Source organism: Sorangium sp. So ce119 (assembly GCF_051524405.1).
In the GTDB taxonomy this organism is placed as follows: domain Bacteria; phylum Myxococcota_A; class Polyangia; order Polyangiales; family Polyangiaceae; genus Sorangium; species Sorangium cellulosum_G.
In genome coordinates this window covers 8,895,807-8,913,887 of the sequence record NZ_CP150310.1, presented here as the reverse complement: position 1 = coordinate 8,913,887, position 18,081 = coordinate 8,895,807, and the positions used below count along the sequence as shown (strand labels likewise).

Below are 18,081 nucleotides of genomic sequence, written 5' to 3'. Positions count from 1 at the left end.
TTCTCCGGGGCGGCCGCGGCGCCGCGCTCCCCGTGTGCGCTCGGCTGTTCCGGTCAGGGGGCGTCGTCCGTGGTTCGCGAGCAATCCCTCTTTTCTGCGCCGAGGCGCGTCGGTCTGTGTTTGATCCCGAGAGGAGACGATTCCGACAGATTCGCGCGTTGACCGAGGTCAGCCGCGCGATCGCGCGGGCGTGCTCCGCGCGCGCGATCCACGAGGCCGTCCTCGGCGCGGCGAGGGAGCTGAGCGGCGCCGACAGGGCCGTGCTGCTCCTGAATGACGAGCAGGATCGGCCGGTCGTGCGGTCCGCGCTGGGCCTCGACCCGGCGCTGCTCGCCGAGCTCCGGGACGTCGCTCAGCCGAACTTCGCCGAGGGGATCGCGCGCGCGCTGCGCGGGGCGGCCCATGTCGCCACCGCGCCCTTGATCGTCGAGTACCGCGTCTCCGGCGTGCTCGCGGTCGCGCGCTCGGCCGAGGGCACGGACGACGAGGCCTGGCTGCTGTCGGCGCTCGCCGACCAGGCGGCGGTCGCGCTCGCCGCCGTCGCCCGGAGGGCGCCCCAGGAGGCTCCGGCGTCGGAGCCAGCGCAGCCGGGCGGGGAGGCCGCGCCCGCGAGCGTCGACGAGCAGGCGGCGCGCCTGCGCCTCGAGGCCGACGTGGAGCGCGAGCGGTACCGCCTCCTCGCGCGCGCCACGAAGGACTCGATCTGGGACTGGGACATCCGGACCGATCTCGTCGAGCGCAACGCGAGCTTTTACGAGCTGTTTCGCTACGCTCCCGACCAGACGGATCCCTCTGGCTGGTGGTGGCTCGGGCGCATCGTCCCCGAGGATCGCGACCGCGTGGCGCGCGGCCTCGAGCAGGTCCTCCGCGGCGACGGCGATTGCTGGTCGGCGGAGTACCGCGTGGTGTGCGGGGACGGGTCGATCGCGCGCGTGCTCGATCGCGCCTACGCGCTCCGCGACGCCGCCGGCGAGGCGATCCGCATGGTCGGCTCGGCGGTCGACATGACCGAGCGATTCCGGATCGAGAGCGCGCTCCGCGACCGGGAGGATCGGCTGCGGCTCGCCGCGTGGGCGGCGGACGTGGGCACGTGGCGCATCGACCTGGCGACGTGGTTTGACACGAGGGACGCGAGCCTGAACCGCATCCTGGGCCTGGAGGAGCGCGAGACGTCGCAGCCCGTCGACGACTGGATGAGCCGCGTCTACCCGGAGGACCTCGACGCCGTGCGCGCCATGACCGAGCGGTGCGTCCGTGAGCGTTGCGTGTACGACCTCGTGCATCGCATCGTCCGCGCCGACGGGGCGATCCGGTGGGTGCACGACCGCGGGCGCATCCTTTGCGACGAGGCGCGCGCCACGATGTTCCTGACCGGCGCCGTCGTCGACATCACCGGGCTGAAGCTGCTCGAGGAGGAGCGCGCGGATCTGCTCCGCCGCGAGCAGCAGGCGCTCGCCCAGTCGGAGAAGGATCGCCTCCGGGCCGAGGACGCGAACCGCATGAAGGACGAGTTCCTCGCGACCGTCTCTCATGAGCTGCGGACGCCGCTCACCGCGATCCTGGGCTGGGCGCGGCTGATCAAGGAGAAGGAGCTCGCCCCGGAGCGCGTCAAGCAGGGGATCGCGTCCATCGAGCGCAACGCCCACGCGCAGTCGCAGATCGTCGACGACATCCTCACGGTCTCGCGCATCATCACGGGCAAGCTGCGGTTGAACCCGGTCACCGTGGATCTCGCCGGCGTCATCGAGGCCGCCGTGGACACCCTCGCGCCGACCGCGAGGGCGAAGGACATCGAGATCTGCGTCGAGCTCGGCGAGGCGCTGGGCCACCTGAGCGGCGACCCGGATCGCCTCCAGCAGGTCCTGTGGAACCTGCTCTCGAACGCGGTGAAGTTCACGCCGAAGCGCGGCCGGGTCACGGTCCGGGCGGCGCGGAGCGACGCCCAGGTCGTGATCGCGGTCACGGACAACGGCAAGGGCATCGCCGGGGCGTTTCTGCCGTACGTCTTCGAGCGCTTCCGGCAGGGCGACTCGTCGCCGACGAGGGCGTACGGCGGGCTCGGGCTGGGCCTCGCGATCGTCCGCCACCTGGTCGAGCTGCACGGGGGCACGGTGGAGGCGGAGAGCCCGGGGGAGGGGAGGGGCGCCACGTTCACGGTGACGCTCCCCGCGCAGGACGCGCCCGCCAGCGCGCGGGGCGGGGCGCCGCCTGCGCCGCGGCCCGCCGCGCTCGAGGACGACGGCTCGACGCCGCTGAGCGGGGTCCACGTGCTCCTCGTCGAGGACGAGCCGGACGCCCGGGAGATGATCGCGTTCGTGCTGGAGGCGACGGGCGCGCAGGTCACCGCGGCCGGCTCGACGGGCGAGGCCATGGGCCTCCTGGAGCGGCTGAGCCCCGATGTGCTGGTCAGCGACATCGGCATGCCGGGGGAGAGCGGTTACGCCCTGATCAAGCAGGTGCGCGCGACGGGGAGGGACGAGATCCGGGGGATCCCCGCGGTGGCGCTGACGGCCTATGCCCGGATCGAGGACCGGAGGCGGGCGCTCATGGCCGGCTTTCAGAAGCACGTGCCGAAGCCGATCGACCCGTCCTGCCTGGTGAAGGTGATCGCGGATCTCGCGGTCCGGCCGTGAGCCGGCGACGGCTCAGCGGTGGGCGACGTCGTTCGCCATCGGGCGAGACGCGCCCTGCTGCGCGCCCGTCGAGGCTGTCGCGCCGGTCGTCGCGGTCGAGCCGGTGGTCGAGGTCGTCGTCTCGGTGGCGCGCTTGACGCGGATCTGGTTGTGGACGTCCTCGACCCCGCGGACGTTCTCGGTGATCTGCTCGATGAGGCGCCGGTGGTACCGCTCGTTGACGGTGCCTTCCAGGGTGACCTCGCCGTTCTGCACGCGGACGGTCACCTCGCTGACGTCGATGTCGTCGCGGTCCGAGAGCATCTCGCACACGTCCTCGCGGATGCGGTCGTCGGAGCGCTTGTAGCCCTTGGGCCCGCGGCCGAGCGCGCTGCGCACGCGCTCTCCGAGGTGGTTCAGCGCGCCGCTGACGTTCTGCATCGCGGAGCGCCCCGCGTCGCGGACGGTGCGGACGAAGTCATGGCCAGCATCGTGGCCCTGGTCGCGATCCTGGTCGCGTCCCCAGCCGCGGCCCTCGTCGCGGCCGTACTGGCCGCCGAAGTCGCGGTTGTAGTCGCCGCCGAAGCTGCGGTTGTAGCCGCGGTAGTCGCCGCCGAAGTCGCGGTTGTAGTCGCCGCCGAAGCTGCGGTTGTAGTCGCCGCCGAAGCTGCGGTTGTAGTCGCCGCCGAAGCTGCGGTTGTAGTCGCCGCCGAAGCTGCGGTTGTAGTCGCCGCCGAAGCTGCGGTTGTAGTCGCCGCCGAAGCTGCGGTTGTAGTCGCCGCCGAAGCTGCGGTTGTAGCCGCGGTAATCGCGATTGTAATCGCCGCCGAAGTCGCGGTTGTAATCGCGATCGAACCCGCCGGCGAAGCGGCCCTGGTCGAACGTGTGCTCACCGCCGTAGCCGCGCTGCGCCGTGTACCCGTGGTCGCGGTCCTGGTCGTAGCCCGAGGTGCGCTGCTCCTCGCGCCCCCAGCTCCGCTCGGGGAGGTAGCTCCGGGACTGCCCGTAGCGCTCGTCCCAGCGTCCGCCGCTCTGGCCCTGGCGCTCGTCCCAGCTACCGGCTTGTCCCTGGCGCTCGTCCCAGCGTCCGCCGCTCTGACCCTGGCGCTCGTCCCAGCCGCGCTCGTCGCGCCCGTACTCGGTGTTCCTGTCGAACCTATTTCGCATGGTGGTAACTCCTTCGTCTCGTTGTGAAACAACGTCCCGTGTGTCTCGACCACGCGTCCCGGAGCTTCGCGCCAGCGCTCGACATCCAGCTCGCGTCCAGCTCATTGCGCGGGGTCGTAACAGTGCGGCTCATCGTCCTCACTCGCAATCGGGGAGAACCCTTCGTTACTCCCCGGGGCGATCCCGAACGAGAGCTCGGATCATCAGATCCCCTCATCCCCTCGAATTCTTCGGGAAAAAACCACAGGGAGGCGGGGAGACGGGGAGGAAAATCCTCAAACCACTCCCCGCCTCCCCGCCTCCCTGTTCAATTTTCTCCGCTGAAAACGGCTGCAAGAGGAGGGAGTTCCTCCGTCCTCAATCCCCATGAGTCCGCTGTGATCCTGCCCAGATCTCGGCCGATCGCACGGTGGTTGCAGACCAGACTCCGAGGGTACGTTCACCAGGAACGCACCACCGGAGGCTCTCGAGGTGTGCTGTCGAACAACCAGCCGGCGCCGCCTCACTCCGGCGGCGCGGAACAGCTCCGGGGCAGCGGGCGGGCTCGAGCGCGCACCCGAGAGCGCACATCGATGCGCCTGGCGCGGGGCCGGCCGGGGCGGTCTGCTCAGGACCTCATTCCATGCGGTTGTCATGCCGTCGTCACGCTCCTCTGCTGCACCGCGCGATCGGCGGCGCAAGAGCTCGTCTTCGTGAGCCTTCCGTCCTAAGGCACACCCTGACTGCCCATTCCGCGCCTGTCCGGATGCTGGCCGTGCCGAGGCGGCCTAGGTTCTCGCATATCGAGCGTTCAAGGGTTCGATACAACAGCGGGAGATGCGAGAGAGGGCGCCATGGATGTCTCGGGGAGCTCGGTGCGATCGATGGTTCGAGCCAGGCCGCATGACGCTGCTTCCGCGGCGGCCATCCTGGCCACGGTGGGCATCGGGGCCGGTGTGTTATCAGCGCTCGCCCCGGGCTGGCGCCCGCGGCGCCGCGCGCTCGTGCGCGGCATGGCGGGGAGCTGGGCGCCCCTCCTGGGCGCGCTGGCGGGCGCGGTCGGCGTCGGGCTCGCGCGCTGGGCGCTCGGGCGCCGTGACCGGCCCGGGTTGCTGCGCGCGTCGGCGAGGCTGCTGCGCAGCGTCACCGTCCGTCCGGCTCAGCGGCTCCTCGGCGCGGGGGCCGGGCGGCGGACCGTGGACTTCCAGAAGACCTTCACGGTGCGCGCGCCGCTCGAGGAGGTGTTCTCGTCGTTCATCGATTTCGAGAGCTTCCCCCGGTTCATGCCGCACCTGCGCGACGTGGATCTGCAGGGTGACGGCCGCATGCGCTGGACCGCCGTCGGCCCGGCGGGCGTCTCGCTCCGCTGGGACGCCGACATCACCGAGATCGTGCCGAACGAGGCCATCTCCTGGCGGAGCGTTCCCGGCGAGGCGATCGCGAGCGAGGGTGTCGTGCGGTTCAAGGAGACCCCCGACGGCGGCACCCGCGTCGAGATCAGGATGTCGTATCGCCCGCCCGCGGGCGCGCTCGGCCGCGCCCTGGCGAGGCTCTTCGGCGCCGATCCGAAGCGCGCGATGGCCGAAGATCTCCAGGGCTTCCGGTCGTTCGTGGAGCAGACCGCCGCGGCCGAGGGCAAGCCCATGAGCCTCGGCGGCGTGGGAGCAACCTGACGAGAGGGCCCGCCCGCCTCAGGCCAGCTCGACGCCGAGCAGCCACAGCATCAGCGCCTTCTGCACGTGCAGCCGGTTCTCGGCCTGGTCCCAGACCCGCGAGCGCGGCCCCTCGATCGTCTCGTCGTCGATCTCCTCGCCCCGGTGCGCCGGCAGGCAGTGCAGCACGATCGCGTGCGACGCGGCCTTCTCCATCACGCCCGCGTTCACCGTCCAGCCGGCGAACGCGGCGCGGCGCCGCTCCGCCTCGTCCTCCTGGCCCATGCTCGCCCACACGTCGGTGTTCACCACGTCCGCGCCCGCCGCGCCCTCGCGCGGGTCGCTCGTGAGCGTCACGTGGCCTGTCGCCCGCGCCCGCTCGACCTCGTCGGGGGGCGGCATGTACCCCTCGGGCCCTGCGAGCACGAGGTGGAAGTCGAAGAGCGGCGCCGCCTCGAGCCACGAGCGCGCCATGTTGCTCGAGCAGTCGCCGAGGAACGCGACCCGCCGGCCCGCGATGCCGCTCCTGTCCCCGGCCGCCGCGAGCGCCTCCTGGATCGTGAAGATGTCGCTGAGCACCTGCACCGGGTGGCCGTCGTCCGAGAGCGCGTTGATCACCGGCACGGTCGCCTGGGCCATCTCCAGCAGCCGCGCGGTCGACGACGTGCGGAACACGATCGCGTCGCAGTAGCGGGCGAGCACGCGCGCCGTGTCCCGGATCGGCTCGCCGCGCGCGAGCTGGCTGCCCTGGGTGCTGAGCACGACCGGCTGGGCGCCGAGCTGCGCGATGCCGACCTCGAACGACACGCGCGTGCGCGTGCTCGCCTTCTCCAGGACGACCGCGATCGAGTGGCCGGCGAGCAGCGTGGCGCGCCGCCCCTTCGGCTCTTCCTTGAGGCGCGTGGCGAGCCTGAGCACGCGGTGCGCCTCGGCCAGCGTCATGTCGGTCATCTTGAGGTAATCGCGCTTCGCCATGGTCCCGCCTTCCGCGCCGCTCCGTCCGGATGCACGCTGTCGCGCCGCGGTCGTGAGCAGCCGCGACGGTCGGGCGCGCCGTGCGCCCGCCGTGATGTGGCACGACCGGGACGCCGCCGTCAATCCGCCGTCGAGCCCCTCTCGGCACACCGCGCTTGCCCTCTGCGAGGTCCCTCCGAAGACGACCCGAGCAGCTTGACTTGTGCTGCTCATGGGCATCGAATCGTGGTTTGAAGGACGCTCCAGCTCCCCTGGGGTCATCATGGCGGAAACCCCTGCCAGCGTGCTGCGCGTTTATCTCATCGACGATCACCCGATCGTTCGCGAAGGCTTCGCTCGAGCGCTCTCGGACGAGCCCGACATCGTCGTCGTGGGCCAGGCCGGGACGGCGGCCGACGCCTTGGGCGAGACGGCGAGCTGCAAGCCCGACGTCGTGCTCGTCGACCTCGACATTCCGGACCGGGACGGCATCGAGCTCGTCGGAGCGCTGAGGGCGCAGTTGCCGCAGGCGACGCTCCTCGTGCTGAGCGGCTACGGCGACGAGTCCCGCGTCGCCGAGGCGCTCCGCGCGGGGGCGCAGGGGCATCTCGTCAAGACCTCGAAGCTCGAGGAGATCATCGACGGCGTCCGCCGGATCGCGATGGGCGGCGCGCCGCTGCCCTCGAGCATCGCGGCGGCCGCCGTGCGCGCGATGCGCAAGCGCGGCGGCAAGCCCGGTTGACAAGGAAGCCTCTGTCCCGAGCGAGCTTCGGGGCTTCAGGTGCACGCCGCGATCTCTGCCGTCGTGGATCTCGCGGTCGCTGATCGCGATCCTGCCCGTCTGCATGGCGCCGGGACAGGGCACGTCGCGCTGCGGCGACTCACGCGTTCTGTCGAGCCGTCCCGCGCTCAGCGCTCGATCTCGATGTGCCACGCCTCTTCCGAGACCTGCTCGACCGAGGCGCGGATCCCGAGGAGGTCCCGGAGCAATTGCAGGTGGGTCGTCGTGTGCGACGACGGGCGCACGGTCCGGAAGGCGCCGCGCCCCGCGAGGGCGATCAGCAGGAGGAGCTGATCGGCCAGGTATTCGCCCACCGGGACGCCGGCCGCGATGTAGTCGCGCGCCTCCTCGGCGACCTTGGTGGCGACCGTCTCCGCGCGCACGCCCTTCTCGCCGAAGCCGGTGAAGACCTCGGTCACGTGCTCGCTCTCGACGGCGATCGTGAGCACGTTGCCCGGCCCGTGCCCGCCCGTCAGCACGCGCGGCTTGAAGCACGCCGGCTCCCAGCCGAGCACCGCCGCCGCCGCCTCGAGCTCGCGCATCGCCACGGAGCTCGGGAGGTTCGACACGGTGGCCACGGCCCTCCGGCCGCGGATCTCCCCGCGCGAGAGCAGCGTGAGCGGCGCGAGCGACGGCGCGGGCGCGACCGAGACCCGGGCCAGCCCGCCGCCGGCCGGGTAGAAGCCGGGCGTCACGAGCGTCGCGGTGATGTCCGGCCCCATCCTGCGCACGAGCGGCAGATAGGCGAGCTCCAGGAAGTCGAACGGCGGCGCCATCGGGTTGTGCGTGCCGCCCTCGAGCGTGAGCGTCGACGGCGCGGGCGCGCGGAGCAGCGCGGGGAGGACTGTCTGCAGCACGAGCATCGTGCTCCCTGCGCTGCCGACCCGGAACGTGTGCTCGCCGGGCGCGATCGCGCTCGGCCTGAACACGATCTCCTGCGATCCGATCGCGGCGCCCGACACCTCGGCGCGGCCGATCTGGGCGGCGGCCTGCACCGAGGTGAGGTGCTGCCGCATCAGGCCGGGGCGCGCGCGGCCCTTGCGGATCGAGGTGATCCGGACGGGCGTCTGCGTGATCAGCGAGAGGCTGAGCGTCGTGCGGAGGATCTGGCCTCCTCCCTCTCCGACGGATCCATCGATGGTCAGCATGGCAGTCGACTCTCCCTCGATGAGCGATACCACGACCGCGGGCCGCGGCTCACCCCTTCACGCAGACGACCTGTCGCAGGGTGTGGACGATCTCCACGAGGTCCTTCTGCGCCCGCATCACGTCGTCGATCGGCTTGTAAGCCGCGGGCGTCTCGTCGATCACGTCCTCGTCCTTGCGGCACTCGACGCCGGCGGTCGCGGCCTCGTGCTCCGCGACGCTGAAGCGGCGCCGCGCCTCGGTGCGCGACATGACGCGCCCCGCGCCGTGGCTCGAGCTGCAGAAGCTCTCCGCGTTGCCGAGCCCGCGGACGATGAACGAGCGCGCGCCCATGCTGCCCGGGATGATCCCGAGGTCGCCTGCCCGCGCGCGCACGGCGCCCTTGCGCGTCACGAGGACGTCCTTCCCGTAGTGGTGCTCGCGCGCCACGTAGTTGTGGTGGCAGTTCACCGCCTCCACGGCCGCGTCGAAGGGCGGCAGCTCGCCGGACGCGCGGAGCGCGCGCACCACCTGCGCCATCATCAGCTCCCGGTTGACGGCCGCGAAGTCCTGCGCCCACGACACGGCCTGCATGTAGTCGTGGAAGTGCCTCGTCCCGTCGGGCAGGTACGCGAGGTTCGCGTCGGGCAGGTTGACGAAGAAGCGCCGCATCTCCTCCTTGGCGAGCTCGATGAAGTAGCTCCCGACGCGGTTGCCGACGCCGCGCGACCCGCTGTGGAGCATCACCCAGACGTGGTCTTCCTCGTCGAGGCAGAGCTCGATGAAGTGGTTCCCGGTCCCGAGCGTGCCGAGGTGCTCGATGGCCGAGCCGCGGCCGAGGCGCGGGTGCTTCTCGACGATCTGCTTGTACCGCGGCTCGAGCGCGGCCCACGCGTCCTGCTGGGCCTGGGGCGGCGCGCGCCACGCGCCGCGGTCGTTCTTCCCGCCGTTGTCGGTGCGGCCGTGCGGCACCGCGCCCTCGATGGCGGTGCGGAGCCCGCGCAGCGAGTCCGGGAGCTCGGACGCGCGGAGGCTCGTGCGCGCGGCCATCATCCCGCAGCCGATGTCGACGCCGACGGCCGCCGGGATGACCGCGCCGTGGGTCGCGACGACGCTCCCCACGGTCGCGCCGATGCCCTGGTGCGCGTCGGGCATCACGGCGATCCACTTGTGGACGAACGGCAGCGCCGCGAGGTTCTTGAGCTGCTTCTCCGCGGCGGCCTCGAACGGCACGCCGACCGTCCACGCCTTGATGGGAACGCCCGAGTCCGTGGGAATGACGTTGTAGCTTCGCTCCATGGCTGGTTCTCCGAGGGGGGGCCGAGCCGTCCGGCTCGCGCGCGGTGCTGGGTCGCGCTGGTTGCGTTGGGTTCCGGTGTGCCAGGGCGTATCGCACGGCGCGTGCCACCTGGAATCCCGGCGATCTCGGCCGGGTTTAGGCCGGGTGGCCACGGGTCTTATCTTCCTGTATAAAGCGACTAGAGATCCATCTATGACCCGCAAACCCACGGTGATCCTCGGCATGCTCGGCCCCACGCTGGACACCGGCAAGACGACGGAGCGCTGGTCGCGCTGGCGTCCGAGCGTGGCGCTCTGCCAGCACGAGGACCTGCTCGTCGACCGGTTCGAGCTGCTCTACCAGCGCCGGTTCGAGCACCTGGCCGAGACGGTGATGAAGGACGTGCGGCACGTGTCGCCGGAGACGGAGATCCGCGGTCACGTCGTCGATGTGGACGATCCGTGGGATTTCGAGGCGGTGTACGGGGCGCTCCACGATTTCGCGAAGGCGTACCCGTTCGCGCCGGACCGGGAGGATTACCTCCTCCACATCACGACGGGCACGCACGTCGCGCAGATCTGCCTGTTCCTGCTCACGGAGTCGCGATACTTCCCCGGCCGCCTCATCCAGACGTCGCCGCCGAAGCGCGACCGCGCGGAGCTCGCGGCCGGGTCGTTCACGATCATCGATCTCGACCTCTCGAAGTACGACCGCATCGCCTCGCGCTTCCAGAAGGAGCAGCGCGAGGGGGTGTCGTTCTTGAAGAGCGGTATCGAGACGCGCAACGCGGCGTACAACAAGCTGATCGAGCGGATCGAGCACGTGGCGATCGCGTCGCGGGCGCCGATCCTGCTCATGGGCCCGACGGGCGCCGGGAAGTCGCAGCTCGCGCGGAAGATCTACGACCTCAAGAAGGGGCGCCGGCAGGTGAGCGGCGACTTCGTGGATCTGAACTGCGCGACGATCCGCGGCGATGGTGCCATGTCGGCGCTGTTCGGCCACGAGAGGGGCTCGTTCACGGGGGCGCTGAAGGACCGGCCCGGGCTGCTCCGCAAGGCGCACGAGGGGGTGCTGTTCCTCGACGAGATTGGCGAGCTCGGCGCGGACGAGCAGGCGATGCTGCTGCGGGCGATCGAGGAGAAGGCGTTTCTGCCGGTCGGGTCGGATCGGGAGGTACGTAGCGAGTTCCAGCTGCTGGCCGGCACGAACCGGGATCTGTCGCTGGAGGTCGCGGCGGGGCGCTTCCGGGAAGACCTGCTGGCGAGGATCAACCTGTGGACCTTCCGGCTGCCGGGGTTGCGCGAGCGGGTCGAGGACATCGAGCCGAACCTCGAGTACGAGCTCGACGCCTCGGCGCGGCTGCTCGGCGTGCGGATCACGATGAGCCGCGACGCGCGCGCGCGGTTCCTCCGGTTCGCCACGTCGCGGGAGGCGGTGTGGCCGGGGAATTTCAGAGACTTCAACGCGGCGGTGACGCGGATGGCGACGCTCGCGCCGGGGGGGCGCATCGGGGTGGAGATCGTGGCGGAGGAGATCGAGCGGCTGAGCGAGGCGTGGCGGCGGGGGGCGGCGGCGGGGGGCGCGGGGAGCGCGGCGGGCGCGGGCGGAGGGGTGGGGGAGGGGAGGGACGGGGGCAGGGAGGCGAGTGACGGGGAGGACGTCGTGGTCGCGGTGCTCGGCGCGCGCCGGGCGGCGGCGCTCGACCCGTTCGACCGGGTGCAGCTCGCCGAGGTGCTGCGGGTGCTGAAGGGCGCGCGGTCGCTGTCAGAGGCAGGAAGGGTGCTGTTCGCGGCGTCGAGGGCGAAGAAGAAGAGCGTGAACGACGCGGACCGGCTGCGGAAGTACCTGGCGCGCTTCGACATCGACTGGAGCGCGCTGGTGGGGGAGGGCGGGTAGGGAGGGGAGCGCACGGTCGAACTATCTTGACGGGAAATCGTGGGTGGCCGAGAGCAAGGCGGGCTGCCTCCCCAAGCTCGTCCCTGATCTCATGAGAGAACGAAGCCATCGAGGCTCAGAGGACACAGAGTTGATGGCTTCGCTGGGTACGGTGACTGGATCCTCTTCCGGCATAACCATCGCGGGCCCTGCTGGCCGCCTTCGGACGCGGCCGCGACCACCATGGCGGATCTGGCAGTGTCGCGCTGGGTCGGCATCTGATGGAACGGCGCCGACCCGGGGGTAAGGGCGAAGCGCCGCTCGTTGCGGATGACAGAAGGCTCTCTGTGCGCTCCGGTGGCCTTCCCGGAAAATGATGATATTTCAATGACTTATCTGTCCCGGGTGGACCGCCTCCACTCCGCAGCCTTCGGGGGGCCAATCCTAGTGCTCAAGGAAGCAAGACGCCGCACGTCCGCGCTTGCCTCCGTCAGACCGCCGCTGGTAGAGTATTGGCCTGGTCACCACATGCAATCCTTCCCACGCGAGTGCAATCCCCTTCGTGCTTTGGCTGAGGCGGCGTTCGATGTGTGGGCGCCTGGAGCGACCACCCACTTCAAGCGGCTGACACCGGGGTATTCAGGAGCCGCGGTCTTGAAGGTTGATGTGCGTGGCGCAAAAACGCTCGAGAGTGGCCAATACATCCTCAAGCTCATCCCTCCGCCGAAGTGGGAGGATCAAGAGGATGAAATCACCGCCCACCTACGGGCGGTCGCCCGAGCGGAGGAGTTTGCTTCTGTGCACGTGCCGCGCCTTGTACGGCACTTCACCGCAACCGGTCCTGCGGCCGGGACAGCGATGCTCCTTGAAATTGCTGGTCGTAGTATGGATTCGTACATATCGGCGTCTGGAAGAGAGAGTGACCACTTTCTCCGCGTATGCAAGAAGCTTACCGGTGACCTTTTGATTCACTGGGTGGCTCGGGAGCCGGCGCGGTTGTGTCGACCCCACGAGTTGCTTGAAGCCTTGCTTGACTACCGGCTGGTGAGATCGAGGGCTCCGCGGCTTCACGACTTTATCGAGAACAAGCTCGGCCAGCACCTGCTGGGCATGTTCGCCAAGCGCGTGGTCGTGAATCCGCTGTCTCTCTATAAGCTGGCGAAAGAGCAATCGTGGGGCGAACAGCACTCCCTACCGGCACTGCTTCATGGGGATCTGCACGCGGGAAACATCTTCGTCCATCGCCACCGCCCGGAGCAGAACCCTTACTGGGTCATCGACTTCGGTCTGTCACGCGAGGGGCTCGCTGGCTACGACCAAGCGTACATGGAGGTCGCACAGATATTAGAGTGCTTGCGAGATTCGGACCCTGCGTCGCTCGCGACACTCCTCGAAGATTTAGACGCTCCTGGGCGCGACTCCATCATTCCTCCGGGCGCTGCATGGCTCAAGGATTGTTTAGGGCGAATGCGAGCGGTGATGGAGAAGTGGGTGGATGACCAGCACGGACGGCGCGCAGACGACCTGAACCGTCAGCTCCTTTTGACCCGAGTGGCAGCCGGACTCAACTGGGCTAACAAGCCTCTGAGCGATCCCCAGCGTTCGTTGGCGCTCTATTACGCCGCGTGGGCCGCGCGCATCTACCTCGAGCGTCATGAGCCTTCCGTATGGGCTGCACGTGAGGAGAGGAGTCCAGTCTCGGCGGCGACGGGCACGGCCGTCGATCAGGCTCTGTGGAAAGAGTTTTGGGACACCGTGGAGGGGTTCTCTATCAAGGCTGGGCGATTCGTGCTGGTGGCCGAAGCTCTTGGTGAATCGCCGAGCCTACGCGCCCTCGGACAGCTCCCGTGGTCGGTCGTGATCGATCTTGACCCTTACTCCGACGAAAAGGGGCTTCATCGCCACGCGGCTCCATTGCTTGAAGCTCGACGGAGCGTGCACACATTCAGCCGTGCGCTCATCCCCAGCGACTTCTCTCGCGGGACTGCATGGATGATGTCTGCCGGGTGGGCACTCAAGAGGGAGGGGCCGACCGACTTCAACACGTGGCGTTATGACAACATGCATCTCATTCGTCTCCTCGTTAGATCGCTCGAGGATGCAGTCAAGCCAGATCCTCTGTACGTTCTGGTCTTGCCCGGGGCGAGCCTCGACGGGCCGATGGAACGGGTGGCCGAGGTTGTCAGCGCATTCGACGAGATGACGAGAGGGCGCGTGCGCACGATCGTCCTCGGCCCAAGCCCTCTCTCCGAGAGGATAAAGCACAAACACATTCCCCTCGATGTGGCCGCCTGTGTGGGCCACCTCGAGAGCCTTTTTGGCGTGAGCGTGCCCGGCGAGGCGCCGCAGCTTCCAGGCGCGAATGGGATTCTGCGACGTATCCCGCTGGACGTGCTCCGATCCTTTGAGGAAAACCTCGAGGTAATGCACTCCCGCGTGATCGAGGATATGTCGGGGGCCGCTACGACGAAGGAAGATCGAGACTCCTTCTGGCGCGGTCGGCCGCCTACCTGGGAAGATTTTCGAGAGGGCGTCGACATCGAGCGATCGCTCCACGATCGGCTCGTCTCCACGCTCCGTGAGAAGCTGTCAGAATCACGAAACCAGACGGTGGTTCTCTACCATATGCCTGGCGCTGGTGGGACGACGACCGCTCTGCGCGCCGCCTGGGACCTGCACCGTGAACATCCCACGGCCGTGTTGCGCACATGGTCCGCCGCTCTCACGACGCGTCTGCAGAGTCTCTATAACCTGGCAGAAAGGCCCGTGCTTCTCGTCGCAGATGCAGCGGTCCTGACCGAGTCGGCGAGGGAGGACTTGTACCGCGAGCTGTCCCAGCGAAATTGTCGCGTCGTCCTGCTATACGTCCGACGTGTGATCAACCGGCCAGAGGAAGATTGTCTCTGCCTTCCGGACCCAATGCATCGGGACGAGGCGAAGTCTTTTTATGACAGCTACGTGAGTCTCTGCGACGAGCAGCGGCGTCGAAAGGAGCTGGAGCGCATCACGCTTGATGACAACCTCAGCCGCTACCGTTCGCCGTTCTTCTATGGACTCATCGTCTTCGAACGTGACTTTCAGCCGATTGAGCGTTACATCGCCTCCCATATTCACGGTGTCCGTGGCCGCGCACGAGAAGTGCTGCAGTATCTAGCCTTGGTCACCATCTACTCTGATGCAGGCCTGCACGAAGGAATATTTCGCCAGCTGATGGGCGTCTCCGAAAACTCGAAGCTCTCCGTCGCAGACCTCCTCCCCGAGGGCCCAGCTCGCCTCGTGACCCGCCGTCAGGAGCGCCTGCGCCTTATGCATCAGATCCTCGCTGAGGAGACGCTCGCGGCGCTCAGCGGCGGTGCCCATGACGAGTGGCGGCTTGATCTCGCCGAACTGGCGGTGCATTTCATCCGCGAGGTGACATCGCTCGTCCATCCCGACGCGCAGAGCGTACGCGACCTCTTTCGCCAGCTCTTCGTTGAACGACAAGGCGGCGGCGAGAGCGGCGCAGAGGACCGGATGAGCTTTTCACCGCTCATCGAGGAGATCGATGCGATCGACCGAAAACTGGGGCATCGAGTCCTCAAGACATTGGCCGAGCACTGTCCGAGTGAAGCGCACTTCTTTAATCATTTAGGACGTCATCAAATTTATCGAATTCGTCACGATATCGACAAGGCCGAAGAGTATCTGCAGCAGGCTATCCGCCTATCGCCAGATGACTATATTCATTATCACACGTACGGCCTGGTTCTGCGCGCGCGCATCCGAGACCGGATGAAGGCTAGTAAGAAGGTGAGTACCGCGGAGCTCCTTCGCGATGTTACCGATCTGTTTACGCGTGCCACCGAGATGTTCGAGAAGACGCGTGCGGCAAGTCCGGAGAATATCTACGGATATATCACGCACGTTCAGATGATTCTGGAGATAGCGCAACAACTTAAGATGGCCTCCGGCGTGGACAATATCGCACGAATTGATAGTGAAGCGTCGGGTTGGGTTTTCGAAAATATCGCCGCCGCGCAGCGTCTGCTGGACGATGCTGCAAATCTGTACGGCACGCTGGATCGAAATGATTCCTACCTGACGGAGTGCTTGGCGGACCTGCAGAGGTTGTACGGGAACATCGATGACGTCATCGCCATCTGGGAGCTGGCTCACGCGCAAGGAACGGTCAACGCCGCGAGCCGGCGGGCACTCGCCAACGCGTATCTGAGCAGAAACGGCCGCAAGTGGAGCATGATGCAACAGGCGGAGCTCCGGCGCATTATGGAGCTGATGGAGCTGAACCTGAGCGCGCCGTCCTCGCGCGATGAGGATTATCATCTGTGGTTCGAGGCTTACAAGCTGCTGCCTGAATTCGACCTTGATGAGGCGTTAGGCCGCCTCGGCCTCTGGGCGAAGCGGTTCCCCTCATGGAGGGCTCACTATTATTTATACGTCTTGTACTTCCTTCTGTGGTTCACCGGTCGCACCAATGAAACGGCGGAAATGGAGCGGGCCCTTGAAAGATGCCGAAACCTCGTATATGGCAGGAGGACTGCATCGCCGCAGTGGCTTGGCCACGTGCCTAACGGTTGCCCGCTGGTGTCCAGCTCCGACCTCGGTGCTTGGAGTCGGAGCGACAACTTCTGGAGCGAGACGGGAGCGTTGCGTCCCATCAACGGCGTAATTGACGAGCATATCCACGGTCCCCAGGCTGCGCATATCGTCATCGATGGCAAGGTCCGCGTGTTCTTCGTTCCCGGTAAGGATTTCTTCCCCGGCAAGGACGAGAACAAGCCGGTGAACTTCTTCTTGGGTTTCAGCCCTGAGGGCCCGCGGGCGTGGAGGACTCGGCCCGGATGGCTCGAGCACGGCGACAGGATTCGCCCCGGCGGGTCGGAGCCTCAAGTGCAGCTCGTTGTTCCTCCTCCGCTCACCGTGAGCGACGAGCTGAAGGAGTTGCGCGTCCGAGAGCTACGAGCGGAGCGAGTGAGAGAGTTCATCTCTGACGTGATTGCGGCCAAGACAGGTCTGGGGGTGAGCGTGGCCCTCTCCGAAGTAGAAGCCCGTGCGGAGGCCGCTTTCGGTGTAGATGGCCTTCTCAAGTCGCTCGGGCTGCCCGAACTGAGGGACCTGCTACCATCCGATGCTGCCTATCAAATCGACCAAGATGGAAGCGAGTTGTTTGTTAGCTCTCCAACTGCCCGTCGGGTGCCGCCCTCCATGGCCGGACACTTCAGAGTACGTGGAAAGGTTGTCGCAATCCACCGTGAAGGACGGTGCTCATACGGCTTCATCAACGACGGCTCAAAGCACGATTATCATTTTTATCTCACGGCCGTTGTGGCTGAACATCGGGATAGGATCGCCCCTGGCGCAGAGGTCGAGTTTATACCGGAGAGCCGTGACGCATCGTCTTTCGCGATCGGCGTACGCGTCGTAGGGGAGGGGCGACAGATCGAAGGAGGCGAACTAAAGGAAGCGGCCGAAGAATTGGTTCGACAGTTGCTGAGAGAGGCACCGGAGCAAAGCCTTGCTCTCAAAGACGTGAAGATGGCGCTAGAGCGTGAGTTTCCCGGCCGTTCGCTTGTCGAAAGGCTCGGCGTGGTTAAGATTTCTGCGTTTTTAAATTCCATTCCCGGTGTCTCCGTAGCTGGCAAGCACCCGAACCTCGTCGTGCGCTCGCGAGAAAGGGTAGCGCCAGCGTTTGGGCGCTTGCCACAGAAGACTTGGCCGATGGATCACGCGAAGCAGCGTCAGCGCGCTACCTCGAAAGCTGTGGCCTCGGGAGCCAATGCGCAGGTCGATAAGGCCCAGGGCAACCGGACAAGAAATCCTCTGCGTGAGGCAGGTAAAGCGCAAAGCATGAAGCACACAGCTACGAAGCCTGACTTTGCCGCAGCGACGCCAGGGCGTGACGACAGCGGACTGCGGGCAGAAGTAGATGCGCCTGCAGCACCGGACACGGCAGCGCCGGAGGTGAGTCAGGCGCCATGCCTTGCAACGGCGGATGGGTCGTCTTTCGACCGGAAGGCGCTGTGCGCTGAGGTGACAGATGCAACTCGGAAGTTGATCCACGAGGCGCCTGGGGGCGTGCTCCCGGCGACGCGGCTGGGTCACCTCCTCACGGAGCGGTTTCCGGGTGAGGGAAAATTGGTTGAGCGGCTGGGCTACGCGACTTTGTCCAGATTTCTCCAAACGATACCTGAGATCGAGATCGTCGACGACGGCACCGGACGCATGGTCCGGTGGCGTAGCCACCACGCGCCTAGGTCTTTCGGACCACAACAACAGAAATGACGCGAATCGCCGAAGGCCTCTGCGCCGTCGGGCCAGGACGCCGGACGGTCGCATAAACTGGCCCAGTATGATGGCGTGCCCGGACCAGGCGCTGAAACAGGGCCCGGGGGCCGTACCCGTTAACTCGGTTGGCGACTAAACCTGTCGAAGCAGGTAGTATGGCCTGTGCGCTGTCCTCGAAAACCTGGTTGCCACGTCTACATGATGCAGACAAGGGCCCAGCTATTATCGCGCCCTCCCAGAAGTGGAGTTTCCCCCCCATCTCGATCCCTGTTCGTGATGGCTATCTCCTGAGTGGTCCGTGCGTAACCGCTCAGGCAACGCCATCGTGATTCCCTGTGCGTCGACGGCTACCTGTTCCCATGGCGACGAAGGAGG

9 protein-coding genes are annotated in these 18,081 nt (G+C 67.4%); 5 read left to right on the top strand and 4 right to left on the bottom strand.

Going from position 1 to position 18,081, the window contains the following annotated elements; all coding sequences use genetic code 11:
- The first annotated feature begins 158 nt into the window (after positions 1-158).
- Positions 159-2,633, top strand: a complete 2,475-nt coding sequence (locus WME76_RS33675; RefSeq protein ID WP_437956328.1) for a hybrid sensor histidine kinase/response regulator — start codon at positions 159-161, stop codon at positions 2,631-2,633.
- A 12-nt stretch (positions 2,634-2,645) separates the two neighbouring features.
- Here WME76_RS33675 and WME76_RS33670 read toward each other — a convergent pair whose 3' ends face one another.
- On the bottom strand, positions 2,646-3,779 hold the full coding sequence (locus tag WME76_RS33670) for a BON domain-containing protein (protein WP_437956327.1): 1,134 nt from the start codon (positions 3,777-3,779) through the stop codon (positions 2,646-2,648).
- Positions 3,780-4,642: 863 nt separating this feature from the next.
- Between WME76_RS33670 and WME76_RS33665 the strand changes: the two genes are divergently transcribed.
- On the top strand, positions 4,643-5,431 hold the full coding sequence (locus tag WME76_RS33665; RefSeq protein WP_437956326.1) for an SRPBCC family protein: 789 nt from the start codon (positions 4,643-4,645) through the stop codon (positions 5,429-5,431).
- A gap of 18 nt (positions 5,432-5,449) precedes the next feature.
- On the opposite strand, the gene argF is transcribed toward WME76_RS33665, so the two are convergent.
- Positions 5,450-6,385, bottom strand: a complete 936-nt coding sequence (argF, locus tag WME76_RS33660) for an ornithine carbamoyltransferase (RefSeq protein ID WP_437956325.1) — start codon at positions 6,383-6,385, stop codon at positions 5,450-5,452.
- Between the two features lie 262 nt (positions 6,386-6,647).
- Here argF and WME76_RS33655 point away from each other — a divergent pair, with 262 nt between their 5' ends.
- Positions 6,648-7,106 carry a response regulator gene (locus WME76_RS33655; RefSeq protein ID WP_437956324.1) on the top strand — a complete coding sequence of 153 codons (459 nt, stop codon included), beginning with the start codon at positions 6,648-6,650 and terminating at the stop codon, positions 7,104-7,106.
- Between the two features lie 167 nt (positions 7,107-7,273).
- Here WME76_RS33655 and rtcA read toward each other — a convergent pair whose 3' ends face one another.
- Together rtcA and WME76_RS33645 are read right to left on the bottom strand one after the other, a co-directional pair.
- A complete protein-coding gene (gene rtcA / locus WME76_RS33650; RefSeq protein ID WP_437956323.1) occupies positions 7,274-8,293 on the bottom strand; it encodes an RNA 3'-terminal phosphate cyclase in 1,020 nt (339 codons plus the stop codon).
- A 49-nt stretch (positions 8,294-8,342) separates the two neighbouring features.
- Positions 8,343-9,569 (bottom strand): RtcB family protein, encoded by a 1,227-nt coding sequence (locus tag WME76_RS33645; RefSeq protein ID WP_437956322.1) that lies wholly within the window; start codon positions 9,567-9,569, stop codon positions 8,343-8,345.
- A gap of 193 nt (positions 9,570-9,762) precedes the next feature.
- On the opposite strand from WME76_RS33645, the gene rtcR reads away from it, so the two are divergent.
- Together rtcR and WME76_RS33635 are read left to right on the top strand one after the other, a co-directional pair.
- On the top strand, positions 9,763-11,445 hold the full coding sequence (gene rtcR / locus WME76_RS33640) for an RNA repair transcriptional activator RtcR (protein ID WP_437956321.1): 1,683 nt from the start codon (positions 9,763-9,765) through the stop codon (positions 11,443-11,445).
- Between the two features lie 633 nt (positions 11,446-12,078).
- Positions 12,079-17,703, top strand: coding sequence for an OST-HTH/LOTUS domain-containing protein (locus tag WME76_RS33635; protein ID WP_437956320.1), 5,625 nt, complete (start codon positions 12,079-12,081; stop codon positions 17,701-17,703).
- Positions 17,704-18,081: the final 378 nt, after the last annotated feature.